This is a genomic window from Streptococcus sp. SCPM-O-B-23252 (M501) (assembly GCF_058200355.1).
The window spans coordinates 1-16,354 of record NZ_JBYQGS010000001.1; the positions used below are offsets into that span (position 1 = coordinate 1).

Annotated in this window: 7 protein-coding genes; all 7 read left to right on the top strand. The window is 39.5% G+C overall.

Translation table 11 applies throughout. From position 1 onward, the window contains the following. Window positions 1-335 (top strand): LPXTG cell wall anchor domain-containing protein (locus AC3E6G_RS00005; protein WP_490700221.1); only part of this gene is annotated, 335 nt, incomplete at its 5' end. A 76-nt stretch (window positions 336-411) separates the two neighbouring features. Continuing rightward, on the top strand, window positions 412-1,371 hold the full coding sequence (gene pgfS / locus AC3E6G_RS00010; protein WP_195610952.1) for a glycosyltransferase PgfS: 960 nt from the start codon (window positions 412-414) through the stop codon (window positions 1,369-1,371). Between the two features lie 18 nt (window positions 1,372-1,389). Then, window positions 1,390-4,311 carry a glycosyltransferase PgfM1 gene (gene pgfM1, locus AC3E6G_RS00015; RefSeq protein ID WP_490700222.1) on the top strand — a complete coding sequence of 974 codons (2,922 nt, stop codon included), beginning with the start codon at window positions 1,390-1,392 and terminating at the stop codon, window positions 4,309-4,311. Between the two features lie 378 nt (window positions 4,312-4,689). After that, window positions 4,690-13,422 (top strand): SspB-related isopeptide-forming adhesin, encoded by an 8,733-nt coding sequence (locus AC3E6G_RS00020; protein ID WP_490700223.1) that lies wholly within the window; start codon window positions 4,690-4,692, stop codon window positions 13,420-13,422. A gap of 168 nt (window positions 13,423-13,590) precedes the next feature. Continuing rightward, window positions 13,591-14,457, top strand: coding sequence for an ABC transporter permease (locus tag AC3E6G_RS00025; RefSeq protein ID WP_006595484.1), 867 nt, complete (start codon window positions 13,591-13,593; stop codon window positions 14,455-14,457). After that, window positions 14,454-15,212 (top strand): ABC transporter ATP-binding protein, encoded by a 759-nt coding sequence (locus AC3E6G_RS00030; RefSeq protein ID WP_048690895.1) that lies wholly within the window; start codon window positions 14,454-14,456, stop codon window positions 15,210-15,212. The genes AC3E6G_RS00025 and AC3E6G_RS00030 overlap by 4 nt, the downstream gene beginning before the upstream one ends. Before the next feature lie 569 nt (window positions 15,213-15,781). Then, window positions 15,782-16,270 carry a hypothetical protein gene (locus AC3E6G_RS00035; protein ID WP_061564443.1) on the top strand — a complete coding sequence of 163 codons (489 nt, stop codon included), beginning with the start codon at window positions 15,782-15,784 and terminating at the stop codon, window positions 16,268-16,270. The last annotated feature ends 84 nt before the right edge of the window (window positions 16,271-16,354 follow it).

Here is a 16,354-nt window from a genome sequence, read left to right on the forward strand (position 1 = left end):
CTACAACAACCACTTCATCAAGCGAAGAAGCAACTACAACAACTACTTCATCAAGTGAAGCAACTACAACAACTACTTCATCAAGTGAAGCAACTACAACAACTACTTCATCAAGTGAAGAAACTACAACACCAGAGAAGAAAACTCCAAAGCCAACCACAACACCAGAGTCAACAACTCCAACACCAGGAAACCCTGGCGGAAATGCAGATGGTAACGGTGGTGGACGCAAAGTCCTTCCAAATACTGGTGAAGTCGTAGCAACTGGCCTAGTATTCACAGGAGTACTTGTCCTATCAGGTGCGATTGTAATGAAACGTAAAATGTCTAAATAATAGAAAAAGAGTTTCCGTATAAAGGAGAGAGCGAAAGCTCTCTCTTTTTTGGAAATAGAGTAGATGGAGAATAGAGATGAAACTATCGATACTCATTACATTACTGAATGAGGAGTTGGTCCTGTCTCAAACGCATGCTGCTATTTCGAGTCAGCTAGAGCAGATGTTTGGGAAAGAACTTACTGACTATGAAATTCTCTATGTCGATGATGGAAGTAGTGATAAAACATTTGAACTCATTACAGCCATTGCGGAAGAGAACCCTCATGTAAAATATATTCGATTTAGTCGTAATTTTGGTCGTGAGAGCGGTATTTTAGCAGGCTTCAAATATGCAAGCGGTGATGCGGTAATGGTAATGGATGGAGATTTACAACATCCACCTTATCTGATCCCCCTCTTTTTAGAAGCCTATAATGAAGGCTATGATATCGTCAGTGGGCAACGAACTCGAGAAGGGGAGTCCTTTATCGGCAGTACCTTTGCTCGTATGTTCTATTTCTTGTCCAACCGGTCGATGGATGTTAAACTGACGGATGGTAAATCCGAGTTGAGACTCCTTAGTCGTAAAGCAATTGATGCGTTTGTATCTATGCCAGAATACAATCGTTTCAATAAGGGCTTGTATGAGTGGATTGGCTTCAAAGAGAAGGTGATTCCTTATAAAAACGAAATCCGTAAAGCTGGAAAGAGTAAGTTTGGTTTTAAAAAATCAATGAACTATGCCATTCAAGGGATTATTTCATTTAATGATCGTCCTCTTCGTGTTTGTATTCAGTTTGGGTTTATCTGTTTGGGACTTGCTATTTTGTATCTTGCTTTTGAAATGATGAAGTACATGTTCGCGCAAGGGAATTATGTGAGTGGCTATTTTACAACCATAGCTGCGATCATTCTATTTAGTGGTGTTCAGTTAATATTTATCGGTATTCTTGGGGAATACATTGGAAAAATTTATTACGAGGTGAAGCGCCGTCCTCATTTCATTATTGAAGATACCAATATTGAACAAGCCAATGAGAATAAGATAGGTTAAGATGTATAGGAGATAAAAATGTTAGTTTGGTTCATGCGCTTGCAAGAGCTTTGGAAAAAGAATCCCAAGAGGTTTCTATATGCTTTTAGCGCTTTACTCCCGATGACAATTATGCTTGTTGTTTGGGCCTTTATGGGATCATATCCTTTTGGGACCAAAAGTTTGATGGCAGTTGACTTTGGTCAACAATACATCAGTTTCTTTGGTTTATTAAAAAATGCGGTTCTCACTGGGGATCTTTCTAGTCTGAGTTATTCGTTCACTAAGTCCCTTGGTGGAGATATGATTGGGGTCCTCGGATATTATTTAATGAGTCCCTTCAATATCATTTATATTTTGACACCACTTAAGCATTTCGGTTTTGCAGTATTTTTGACAATTTGGCTCCGTTATGGCGCAATAGGAATAGCCTTCGCCTTTCTTCTTATCAAGCGCTATAAAGGATTAGAGAAAAGAAAATGGTTAGTACCGCTCTTTTCAACAGCATATGCCCTTTCAGGAATGTTGGTTTCTTATCAAATGAACGTCATTTTTTATGATGCTATGATTATGTTGCCGATTGTCATTGTTTACTTGGAAGAATTATTAGATGGTGGAGCCCCTTATCGTTATTCTTTTGCATTGGGGCTGACCGTCCTACTTCAATTTTACATGGGTTACATGATTTCGATCTTTGTTGCTCTGTATGCTTGCTTCTATGTATCTCCTAGATTGATGATTGATGGAGATCTTAAAGCGAAGATCAAAAACTTTATTGAACCGTTGTTACAGGCTGTCATTTATTCTATTATTGGGATTGGGACAGCAGCAATCCTAATCCTTCCTGTATTCTTCAATTTGGTAGAAAGTAAAGGTCAAGTTGGTGGAGGAATGACCTTCTCCTTGGCCTTCCAGATTAATCCACTGGATATTCTTGCTAAGATGGTGATTGGTGGCTTTGATACGACCTCTGGTTGGTCTGCAGGACCAAACTTACCAAATATCTATATTGGAGCGTTTGGTTTTCTTGGCTTTGTTCTCTACTTTCTCTCTAAGAATGTTTCAAAAGTTAAGAAATGGGCTGCTGGGATTGTTACTCTTATATTCTTGACATCATTCGTCAATGAGTTTGTAAGTAAGATTTGGCATATGGGGCAAAACCCTGCCGGTTTCTTTTTCCGTTTTTCTTGGTTATTCTCATTCTTCATGTTGGTATTGGCTTACCAAGTAATGAAAGAGAAAGTAGTTATCTCTAAGCTAACTAATCTAGTCATTACACTTAGTTTGCTTCTAGCTGTTATCTACATCCATTCAAATAGCTATACCTTTATTTCGAAAATTCAACCAAAAGCAGTAACATCCTATTTCTCAAGATACTCAATTCTCCACCTACTAGGCCTTGTGGCTGTTGCTTGCTTTGGTTTCTATACCTACTGGGAAAAATCAAAGAGCAATCAACGAGAGAAAATCCTTCGAATCGGAGTTACTACTCTTTTCTTAGTGATTGCAGGATTTTTGTTGAAACAAGGCTATCTATTCTCACAATTAAGTCTTACAGCGATAATCTATCTGCTTCTATTGCTTCTAATAAATTCTAAACTGTCACGTCTTTCAGTTGTCGTCGTGTCAGCTTTGAGTATCTTTGAATTCGGATATAATGCTTATTTGTCTCAGGTTACTCTGGGTTATGACGACGTCAATAAATTTTCAGATGCAGCTGTTTCAGTGAAACGCATGACAGATAATATTCAAGAAAATGCAGACGAAGAATTTTATCGGATTGCAACGACTTTCGCATATTCACGGACGGTACCTTCTCTAGTATCTTATCCTGGCTTAAGTACCTTTAGTTCGAGTTTGGAAAGAAGCACCATGGATCACTTTGCTTTAATGGGGGACCTAGGTGTCAATGCTGCTACCGAATATACAAATGGGACACCGCTAACAGATGCCTTGTATGGGGTTCGTTATTATATGACGGTGAAAGATTTTGATCCAAAAGAAATAGAAGCAAATCCAGAAAAGATGTACTTCCATCGTTTTACAAATCGTTTCGATTTGGAGCGCTATTATACAGAAAAAGTATATGAAGACAAGCGATTCCTTGTCTATAAGAACCCAAATTCATTCCCTCTTGGATATGGAACAAATGCTCTGGTTAAAAATATAAAATTTGGAGTGAACAATGCTATCGCAAACCAAAATATTATTTTGAACTCAATGGAAGGGCATCAAAAGAAAACGAGTGATTATTATGACTACTTTAAACCGTTAGCTTTTAGTGCCATTGAAACGGAGAATGTCATTGAAGAAAAAGTGGATAAGAATACTGGTGAGGCAATCTATAAAAGAGCAGATTCTTCTAAAGAGGCCATCATTCGATATAAGCTAGTGCCACGTTCAAACTATACTTATTACTTCTTCACACCAGCGGGGTTGATTCCAAAACAAGATTACTCAGTTTTAGTGAAAGGGAAATGGTTGCCTAATAATAAAACATTTACTCAAAGACAACTTTGGCAACTAACTGATAATACTGAAAATCAAGAAACTGTAATTGAGTTTCGATTTAGAACTGATAAAATTGATATGAGTCATGCAGGGGTCTATCGTGCAGATCTTGATCAAATTCAAAAAGTATTAGATAATCGTAAGAAACAAGGTTTAGAAGTAACCAAGTTTTCAAATACCCATATTGTCGGTAATGTAAATATTACGGATGATAGTAAATTTATGATGACTTCAATCCCATATAGTGACGGATGGAAGGTCAAAGTAGATGGGAAATTTGTCCAAACTGAAAAATCTTGGAATGCTTTCTTATCCTTCCCAATCACAAAAGGGAAGCATAAGATTGAGTTCGTCTTTAAGAAAAAAGGATTTATCCTTGGTAGCTTATTATCAATCGTTTCAATTGCATCCTTAGTGATTATCATGAAACGTTCGAAAGAGACGGTCTAAGTATGTAGGTCTAATATCCTATAAAAAAGTTGAGATGTATTCTCAACTTTTTTCTTTTGAGTGGAATGCACTTGTCAAAAAGGAAAGGAAAATAAGTGATGTAGAAGCATACTGAAAAGGGCTAAATGCCTTAACTTGATAGCCGAAAGTTCCATCATCAATAAAAGGAGATCCACCACATTCGAAGATAGTAAAAAATCGTACCAAGTGGGAAATAAAGTGACAATTTTGTGAAAACAATTGCAATATGACTAAGATTATGTAAAAAAAATAGTTAAAATAGCCAAAATTCTATAATTTGTTGACGAAACGCTACTTCTTTGTTACTATTCAATATGTATCAAAGAAAAAATTAATATGAAAAAGGAGATACAACAAATGAAGGAATTGTTTAATAGGCGCCAGCGCTTTTCTTTAAGAAAATATAGCATTGGTGTTTGTTCTGTATTATTAGGGACAGCACTTTTTGCTGTCGGAGCGCCGTCAGTAGCTGCGGATGAAGCTGTTTCTACTTCTCAACCACGTGAAGTGGTCGCAGTATCAAGTCCCCAAGCTGAAGAATCTCAGCCAGCTCCAGCAAGTACCAACGCTGAAGGAGCAGAGGCCCCTAAAGATACTGCTGTGAGCGCTCCAGTTGCTGAAGAAAAAGCAGCTGAAGCTACATCAGCAGCAACTGCAGAAAAAACTGAGGAAGCAAAACCATCTACAGAAGAAGTTGCTAAACCAGAGGCCAATAAGGAAGAAGCAAAACCAGAAGTTGCTGAAGGAGAAACTAAAAAAGAAGAAAAAGCAACTGAAGCTACACCAGTAGCTGAAGCTAAACCAGCTACAGACGAATCAAACAAACCAAAAGTACGTAGTCGTCGTGCTACTACTAACGAAGCTGTATCTGGAGACCACAACTCTAACCCAGTAGCCGTAAGTACTTACTTAAAAGATGGGGAAAAAGTAACTCCAGAAATTAAAGATGCTAACGGTGCAACTGTAAGATCTCAAACGGTACCAGCTGGTTACTCAGCTAAAGAAGGAGATTGGTACACATACGCTATCTGGGATTTAACTAGATTCAATGAACGTTATGGTACAAAATACTATGCTCGTGCCTATAAGAGATTTGATGAATCTACAGATACAACTGTTGATTTAATCGATAAAACGACTGGTACTGTAGTTGAAACAAGAACAATTACTTCCTCTAGTGGTGTTCAAAAATTCACTACTACCACAGCTGCGTCTAATAGTCAATTAACCTTCCAAGTGGATTATAAAGCAGGTACTGCTGAAAAAGGTAAAACTACTCAACCATTTATTCAAAATGGTTATGAAGTTGGAAAGAGTATAACAGATTTAGTGGCTGCTGGACACCAATTGACACCTGCGGAGCAAACACTTTATAATGCGGTTTATAATGCTCGTACTACAACAGATGTTCTAAACGTTGTTGAACCAGCTTACAATGGCCGTACAATTACTGATTCAAACGCTAAAATACCAGAAACAATTAATAAAACAACTTACTATAAAGTAGTTGATAAAAATAACCCTACTTTCAACGCTAATAAAACGGATAAAACTGTTCAAGATTATAAAGAAAATGGTAATGAAGTAGACTTAGCTAGATATACACTTAAAGCTGAAGAAGGACAAAGATTCACAGCATCTGGTGAGCGCCAATTTGATGGATATAAATTGTATCAAAGAGCTAATGCAAATGATCAATCAGGCTTTGTAAATCGTCCTTATACTATCGGTTCTAAATTCATGGATGCGGACCGATACGGTATCAAACGTATCAAAGAAGTTGTTGGAGAAGACGGTTCAGTAGTTATTCGTGTTTACTTATTAGATCCAAGACAACAAAGCAAGCGTTCTGATGGTTCATTAAGTACTGATGGCTATATGTTGCTTGCAGAAACGAAACCTATTAAACCAGGTGAACATAATACACAAGAATTAGTTGTTAAGAAATCACCTCTTAACACTATTGCACATACAGTAACTGATCCAAGAACTGGAGCCAAAACAAACTATCCTAACGGTAGAGAAGTTACATTCGATTTCCAAAAAGCTTCAGGATATACGCCATATAAATCAGTATTCGTACCATTCTTAGGAGACGGGATTGGACACGGTTCAGCTAACGCACAATTAGAACGTGGAGTTGGTGGTATCGGTACAAACGTTGACTTGCTTAACACTTTGACACCGTATAAACAACCGGTCTACTACTATGTCAAACAAGAGCCAGCTGAAGTAACTCCAGAAGTTGAAAAACAATTGGAAGGACGTGTATTAGCAAACGGTGAGTTTACATTCAAACTCAAAGAAGTACAACCAAATAAGTCACTTCCTTCATATGAAGAAACTGTAACGAACAAAGCAGACGGTAAAGCTACATTCAGCAAATTAACATTTAACAAACCAGGTGTACATACTTACACAATCACTGAAATTCCAGGTTCAGATGCAAACGTTGATTACGATGCAATGACTGTTACGATGACAGTTACTGTAACGGAGAATGCTCAAGGTGAATTACAAGCTGCAGTTAAATACAGTGCTGAAGGTGGATTCAAATCAAGTGCTGATGATAAGGTCTTCAACAACTATGTTGTAGCACCAGTTAAGACTAAATTCGACTTTACTAAGAAATTAGCTGGACGTGAGCTTAAAGACGGCGAATTCAAATTCGTTCTTAAAGATGCAAACGGACAAGAAGTTGAAACAGTAACGAACAAAGCAGACGGAACTGTAACATTTACAGAATTATCATTCGACAACTCTAAAGTTGGTACTCACACTTATACTGTAGAAGAAGTGATCCCTGCAGCGAAAGAAGCTGGAATGGTATATGACACTATGAAAGCTACGATTACTATTGAAGTTGCTAAGAATGGTCATACTCTGACAACTGTAACCAACGTAACATCAACAGGTGGGGTAGATGAGAACGGTAACGCTACTGATGGAACAGCGGATAAAGAGTTCAACAACAAGATTACTCCTCCAGAAACGCCTGTATTCCAACCAGAAAAATTCGTCCTTAACAAAGAAAAGTATGACATCACTGGTACAAAACTCGTTGACGACGATCATGAGTTGACAGATGAGTATACAGAAACAAATGCTAACCCATATGTTGATGATACAAACAACAATGAAGCAGAAAACATTAATACGAAAACTGTTGAACGTGGTGATAAATTAGTTTACCAAGTGTGGTTGGATACTAAGAATTTCACTGACAAGAACAATATCCAATCTGTAGGTATTTCTGATACATACGATGCAGATAAATTGACGGTTAACGCTACTGACATCAAGGCTTATGACAGCGTAACTGGTGAAGATGTAACATCTAAATTTGATATTACAGTAGCTAACGGAGTCATTACAGCCACATCTAAAGCTTCTATGAACAAATCTTTAGGTGATACTGCTAACACTCAAGTTATCGATACAACTAAATTTGCATTTGGTCGCTACTACAAATTTGATATTCCAGCAACTGTTAAAGCTGATGTTCCTGGTGGGGCAGACATCGAAAACAAAGCCAATCAGATCGTTCACGTTTACAACCCAGTAAGCAAATCTGTAGAAACTCCAGAAAAACCAACTCAAAAACGTGTGAACAGTGTGCCAATCACTGTAGAATTCAACTTCACGAAACGTTTGGAAGGTCGTGGGCTTAAAGCGAACGAGTTCAGCTTCGTACTGAAAGATTCAACAGGTAAAGAAATTCAAACGGTTAAGAATGATGCAGCAGGAAACGTTAAGTTCTCAGCATTGAAATTCAAAAAAGGTGAAGAAGGAGCTCACAAATATACTGTTGAAGAGGTTAAAGGTGCAGACGCAACTGTCACTTACGATACAATGAAGGCAGAAGTTACTGTAACAGTATCTCATGACGGTACAGCTAAAGCATTGGTTGCTAACGTAACTGAACCAGCTGATAAAGAGTTCAACAACACAGTAACACCTCCAACAGAACCTAAGTTCCAACCAGAAAAATATGTCTTGAATGCAGAGAAATTTTCTATTACAGACAACAAGTTGTTGGATGATGATAGCGAATTAACAAACAAATACACTGAAACAAACACTGATCCATATGTTGATAAAGATACCAACAATGAAGCAGAAAACATCAATACCAAGACTGTTAAACGCGGTGATAAGTTGGTTTACCAAGTATGGTTGGATACAACTAAATTCTCTGAAACTAACAAAGAGAACATCCAATCTGTAGGAATCTCAGATGACTACGATGAAGCGAAATTAGAACTTGATGCTACTAAGATTAAAGCTTACGACTCAGTAACAGGCGATGATGTAACAGCTAAATTTGATATCGCTGTGAACAATGGTGTGATTACTGCAACCCTTAAAGCTGGCTTCACCAAGTCACTTGGCGACGCAGAAAACACTCAAATCATTGACACAACTAAGTTTGCTTTTGGACGTTACTACAAGTTTGACATCCCAACAACAGTTAAACAATCAGTTGCAGCTGGTGTAGATATCGAAAATACTGCGGCTCAAGTGGTCAACTACTACAACCCAACAACTAAGAAAGTTGAAAAACCAGAAAAACCAACTCAAAAACGTGTCAACAACGTACCACTTTCAGTAGAATTCAACTTTACTAAGAAGTTGGAAGGACGTGAGTTGAAAGATCAAGAATTCAGCTTCGTGCTTAAAGATTCGACAGGTAAAGAACTTCAAACTGTGAAGAATGATGTTGACGGAAAAGTTAAATTCTCAGCTCTTACATTTAAGAAGGGTGATGAAGGAACTTACAACTATACTGTTGAAGAAGTTGTTGGAACAGACGCAACTGTTACATACGATACAATGGTAGCTACTGTTAAAGTTGTGGTATCTCATGATGGAACAGCTAAAGCATTAGTTACAAACGTAACAGACGCTGAAGACAAAGAGTTCAACAACGTGGTAACTCCTCCAGAAGAACCTAAATTCCAACCAGAGAAATACGTTGTTTCTGAAGAGAAATACGATATCACAGGCGACAAACTCGTTGATGATGATAAAGAGTTGGCAAACAAGTACGCAGATACCAATACCAACCCATACGCGGACGATGCATCAAACAACGAAGCAGAAAACTTGAATACTAAGACTGTTAAACGTGGCGACAAGTTGGTTTACCAAGTATGGTTGGATACAACTAAATTCGACGCAGCTAACAAGGACAACATCCAATCAGTAGGAATCTCAGATGACTACGATGAGACTAAGTTGGATCTTGATTCTACTAAGATCAAAGCTTACGATTCAGTAACAGGTGATGATGTAACAGATAAATTCGATATTACAGTTAATAACGGTGTGATCACTGCAACCCTTAAAGCTGGCTTCACGAAGTCACTTGGCGATGCGGATAACACTCAAGTTATTGACACAACTAAGTTCGCATTTGGACGTTACTACAAGTTCGACATCCCAACAACAGTGAAAGCTGATGTAGCGGCTGGTGTAGATATCGAAAATACAGCGGCTCAAGTAGTTAACTACTACAACCCAACAACTAAGAAAGTTGAAACTCCAAACAAACCTACTCAAAAACGTGTCAACAGCGTACCAGTACAAGTAGAGTTCAACTTCACTAAACGTTTGGAAGGCCGTGAGCTTAAAGCTAACGAATTCAACTTCGTTCTTAAAGATTCAACAGGTAAAGTTGTTGAAACTGTAAGCAACGATGCAGCAGGTAACGTTAAGTTCTCTAAACTTGAATTCAAGAAGGGTGAAGAAGGCGTTCACAACTACACAGTAGAAGAAGTTAAAGGAAGCGACGTAACTGTTACATACGATACGATGAAGGCTGCAGTGAAAGTCACAGTGAAGCGCGATGGAACAGCGAAAGTTCTGATTGCGACTGTTGGTGATATCGCTGATAAAGAATTTAACAACCGTGTAACTCCACCAGAAGAACCTAAGTTCCAACCAGAGAAATACGTTGTTTCTGAAGAGAAATACGATATCACAGGCGACAAGCTCGTTGATGATGACAAAGAATTGGCAGACAAGTACGCAGATACCAATACCAACCCATACGCGGACGATGCATCAAACAACGAAAAACAAAACTTGAATACGAAGACTGTTAAACGTGGCGACAAGTTGGTTTACCAAGTATGGTTGGATACAACTAAATTCTCTGAAACAAACAAAGAAAACATCCAATCAGTAGGAATCTCAGATGATTACGATGAAACTAAGCTGAACCTTGACGAAACTAAGATCAAAGCTTACGATTCAGTAACAGGCGATGATGTCACTGCTAAATTCGATATCGCTGTGAACAATGGTGTGATCACTGCAACCCTTAAAGCTGGCTTCACGAAGTCACTTGGCGATGCAGAAAACACTCAAATCATCGATACAACTAAGTTTGCCTTTGGACGTTACTACAAGTTCGACATCCCAACAACAGTGAAAGAATCTGTTAAAGCTGGTGCAGATATCGAAAATACTGCAGCTCAAGTCGTTAACTACTACAACCCAACAACTAAGAAGGTTGAAAAACCAAGCAAACCAACTGAAAAACGTGTCAACAACGTACCGGTTTCAATTGAGTTCAACTTTACTAAGAAGTTGGAAGGACGTGAACTTCAAGCTAACGAATTCAGCTTCGTTCTTAAAGATTCAGAAGGTAATACTCTTGAAACTGTGACGAACGATGCAGCTGGTAACGTTAAGTTCTCAGCTCTTGAATTCAAGAAAGGTCAAGAAGGCGTTCACAACTACACAGTAGAAGAAGTTAAAGGCACAGACGCAACCGTTACATACGACACAATGAAAGCGAATGTAACAGTTACAGTGAAACACGATGGAACAGCTAAAGTTCTGATCGCAACTGTAGGCGAAATTGCGGATAAAGAATTTAACAACCGTGTCACTCCTCCAGAAGAACCTAATTTCCAACCAGAGAAATATGTCTTGAATGAAGAGAAATTCTCAATCACTGATAACAAGCTTCTTGATGATGATGCTGAGTTGACTGATAAATATGGAGAAACAAATACAAATCCATATGTAGATAAAGCTAACAACAACGAAGCTCAAAACATCAATACCAAGACTGTTAAACGTGGTCAAAAACTTTACTATCAAGTATGGTTGGATACAACTAAATTTGACGTAGCTAACAAAGATAACGTTCAAACTGTAGGAATCACTGATGACTTTGATGAAACAAAAGTTGATGTAGATGCTTCTGCTATCAAGGCTTACGATTCAGTAACAGGAGCAGACGTAACAGCTAAATTCGATATCACAGTTGAAGGTGGAGTGATCACTGCAACTCTTAAAGCTGGCTTCACTAAGTCACTTGGCGATGCGGACAACACTCAAATCATCGATACAACTAAATTCGAATTTGGACGTTACTACAAGTTTGATATCCCAGCGACTGTTAAAGCAGATGTTGCAGGTGGAGTAGACATCGAAAACACTGCGGCTCAAGTAGTCAACTACTACAACCCAACTTCTAAGACAGTTGAAAAACCAAGTAAACCAACTGAAAAACGTGTCAACAACGTACCGGTTTCAATTGAATTTAACTTTACTAAGAAGTTGGAAGGTCGTGAACTTCAAGCCAACGAATTCAGCTTCGTTCTTAAGAACGCATCAGGTGAAGTTGTTGAAACTGTAAGCAATGATGCATCTGGTAACGTTAAGTTCTCAGCTCTTGAATTCAAGAAGGGCCATGAAGGGACTCATACTTACACAGTTGAAGAAGTGAAGGGTACTGATGGAACTGTAGCATACGATACGATGAAGGCAACAGTAACTGTGGAAGTTAAACATGACGGAACAGCTAAAGCTCTCATTACTGACGTAACAGAACCAGCAGATAAAGAGTTTAACAACAAGGTAACTCCACCAGAAACTCCAGAATTCAACCCAGAGAAATACATTCTTAATGAAGAGAAATTCGATATCACTGGCAACAAACTTCTGGATGATGATAAAGAATTGGCAGATAAGGTTGCTGATACGAATGCAAATCCTTATGTTGATCAAGCTGATAATAATGAAGCTCAAAATATCAATACGAAGACACTTAAGAAGGGTGATAAAGTATACTACCAAGTATGGTTGGATACAACTAAGTTCACTGAAGCTCACAATATTCAATCTGTAGGTGTAACAGATAAATATGACAGCGAAAACTTAGAGGTCAACGTAGCAGATATTAAAGCATACGACTCTGTAACAGGAGAAGATGTGACAGCTAAATTTGATATCAAGGTTGAAAATGGTGTGATCACTGCAACTTCTAAGGCAGACTTGACTAAGTCACTTGGAGACGCAGAAAACACTCCAGTAATCGACACTGCTAAATTGGCATTCGGACGTTACTACAAGTTTGAGATCCCTGCAACTATCAAAGCAACAGCTAAAGATGGTGTAGATATCGAAAACACTGCTTCACAAACTGTTCACCAATACGATCCAACTAAGAAATCTGTTGAAAAACCAGAAAAACCAACAGAAAAACGTGTCGTTAACATCCCAACTAAAGTTGAATTTAACTTCACTAAGAAACTTGAAGGACGTGAACTAAAAGAAGGTGAATTTAGCTTCGTACTTAAAGATAAAGATGGAAAAGTTATTGAAACAGTTAAGAACGATGCATCAGGAAACATCAAGTTCTCTGCATTAGAGTTCAAACGTGGAGAAGAAGGAACTCACACTTACACAGTGGAAGAGGTTAAAGGTACTGACGCAGGAGTTGAATACGATAAGATGGTAGCTACAGTAACAGTAACAGTTACTAAAGAAGGCAAAGTCTTAACAACAACTTCTCAATTACCGGAAGATACTGAGTTCAACAACAAGGTAATTCCACCGAAACCACCAGTAACACCACCAACACCACCAGTAACACCGCCAACACCACCGGTAACACCGCCAACACCGCCGGTAACACCACCAACACCACCGGTGACACCACCAACACCACCAGTAACACCACAACTTCCTGCTACAGGTGAAGAACAATCAGCTTCTGCTGCATTGTTAGGTGCTGCTCTTGGTTTGGTAGGACTTGCTGGTCTTGCAAGACGCAAGAAAAACGAAGACTAAACAAGTGGTAAAAACCAACGAATCACACTAGGTTCGTAAATACTTTAGTTTTCCACAAGGAGGCCTCGCTCTAAGGAGTGGGGCCTTTTTGTTATTTCTTGAAAGCATTGAAATCACGTCTCGCAATATGATACAATAGAGGATATTTACAATAGTTAGGACAAAGATATGCTTATTTCGATTATTTCACAAGGCTTGATCTGGGCTATTTTGGGGCTAGGGATCTTTATGACCTTCCGTATCTTGGATTTCCCAGATATGACCACAGAGGGTTCCTTTCCATTAGGAGGAGCCGTTGCGGTAACTCTGATTACCAAAGGGGTTCACCCTTTATTAGCCACCCTGGCGGCCATTGGTGCGGGGTGCTTGGCTGGATTGGCTACAGGTCTTCTTTATACCAAAGGAAAGATTCCGACGCTGTTATCGGGGATTTTGGTGATGACTTCCTGTAACTCAGTCATTCTCTTTGTGATGCAACGGGCCAACCTGGGTTTACTCGGATACTCAAAAATCCAAGATATGATTCCCATCGCGAGTGGCGTAAACGAGATTATCATTGGGATCATCTTTGTGACCCTGGTGATTGCCGCTATGCTCTTCTTTTTAGATACTAAATTGGGGCAGGCCTATATTGCGACAGGAGACAATCCTGAGATGGCTAAAAGCTTTGGGATCCATACCAGCCGGATGGAGTTGATGGGGCTAGTAGTTTCTAATGGGATTATTGCCTTGTCAGGTGCCTTGATGGCCCAGCAAGAAGGCTATGCAGATGCTTCTCGAGGGATTGGGGTCATCGTTGTTGGTTTGGCTAGCTTGATTATCGGAGAGGTCCTTTTCTCAAAACTAACCTTAGCAGAACGTTTGCTCAGTATCGTTATTGGATCAATCATTTATCAATTCTTGATTTGGGCTGTGATTGCCATCGGTGTCAATACCAGCTACATTCGCATCTTTAGTGCTATCATCTTGGCGATCTGTCTCATGATTCCAACCTTTAAAGAGAAACTGCTGAAAGGAGTCAAACTCAGCAAATGACCGCAATTGTAGAATTAAAAAATGCCACCATCGTGGTGAACAATGGCTTGAATGAAGAAAAAGTCATTTTGGACAATGTCTCTTTGGAGATTCATGAGCATGACTTTATCACCATTCTTGGGGGCAATGGTGCTGGGAAGTCAACCCTTTTCAATACCTTGGCTGGGACCCTGCCGCTGACCAGTGGTCAAGTCTTGATCAAGGGGGAGGACGTGACGCACTATGGTCCGGAAAAACGGGCCAAATACCTATCCCGGGTCTTCCAAGATCCAAAGATGGGGACAGCCCCTCGTATGACAGTGGCTGAGAATCTCCTGATTGCAAAATTCCGAGGAGAAAAGCGGGGCTTGGTTCCTCGTCGTCTTGCCCAGTACAAAGACGAGTTTAAAGAGGTTTTAAGCCAGATTGGCAATGGTTTAGAGAAGCATGTCGATACGGCGGTAGAATTCTTATCTGGTGGGCAACGTCAAGCTCTGAGCCTGTTGATGGCTACCCTGAAGCGTCCTGAACTCTTACTCTTGGATGAGCATACAGCTGCGCTCGATCCCAAGACGAGTCAGGCCTTGATGGAGCTGACGGATCGATTTGTCAAAACGGATCGACTGACTGCCTTGATGATTACCCACCACATGGAAGATGCGCTCAAGTACGGGAATCGCTTGATTGTCATGAAGGATGGAAAGATTATCCAGGACTTGAACCAAGAGGAAAAGGCCAAGATGGACCTGTCTGATTACTACCGTTTCTTTGAATAAATTTAGAAACTAGTTTCAGCGTGTAATCGCTTGCAATACCAATATTAAAGGAGTATACTATAGGTGAAGATAAGGGAGAAGGGGTTGATACCAATGCCTTATAGATTCATACATTAGGTTACTTCGTTTTAGGTCTGTCTTCGCTGACACTTGTTCGTGCTCTTTATGAAAAGAGCCTTAACGCCGGAAATGTTAAATCGGTTGAGCCGTCAAGTAAGTCTGCTTAACTTACTAAATGACATTGAAATACGTGTAAATAGTAGTGGAAGCTTTAGATGGTTTTCGAACTTCGGTATGCTCAACTGAGTGCTTTGTAACAAAACTGAAAGAGAAATTGCAAAGAAAACCACTGGTATGTGAAAACGTACCATGAAAAGAAATGAAAATCATAACTGTTGTTTTCGTTAGCCTAAATGGTTAATCGCCTCTTGTCAGTGAAGCAGACCAGACCTCTAGTCCCGTAAGACTGGAGGTCTTTTTGTCTGTCATGCTAGAAAGTTGAGGTGAGGTCAGTGGGATTGCCATACGCACATGAATATAGCTGTCGAGATCACTTTAAAGAAAGAGCAATGGAACGATTTGGGGTCGATAAAGAGCAGTTGAAACGCTGGGTCAATCAACATGTGCCCTCGCTTCATCATTTTGATAGCAGTTTTGATCAACGGCCCGATACGGAAGCCTATGTAGCAGAGGACGGTGTCGTCTTTGTGTGTGATCTGAAGAAGCGAGAATTTATTACTTGCTTCCAAGCGGTCAATTTGACGGTGGATGAAGAGCAGAAGGAAGTCTGTCAAGATATTCATCGTGAGAATGTGCTCGCCTATAAACATAGCCAAAGCAAGCTCCTGAATCGCTACCGTTTGAAAGAGGCGAAAGAGTTACTAGCCAATATTGATGAGCATGTTGATCGGTTTTATAGTTTGTCCCAAACCCTCAAGAAAGGGGCTCTCAGCGATCGGAATTACCACCACCTAGAAGAACTGTTAAATGAATTTCATGTGATCAAAGCGGCGATACGGGTGATTGAGAATAAGAAAAATGACTATCATACGGACTAGGGTCTCTTTTTGACAAAGTTGACAATCTAGGCTATCGTCTTTGGTCTTAATAAAGGGTCCTCCATCAGATGATGGAGGGCTTTT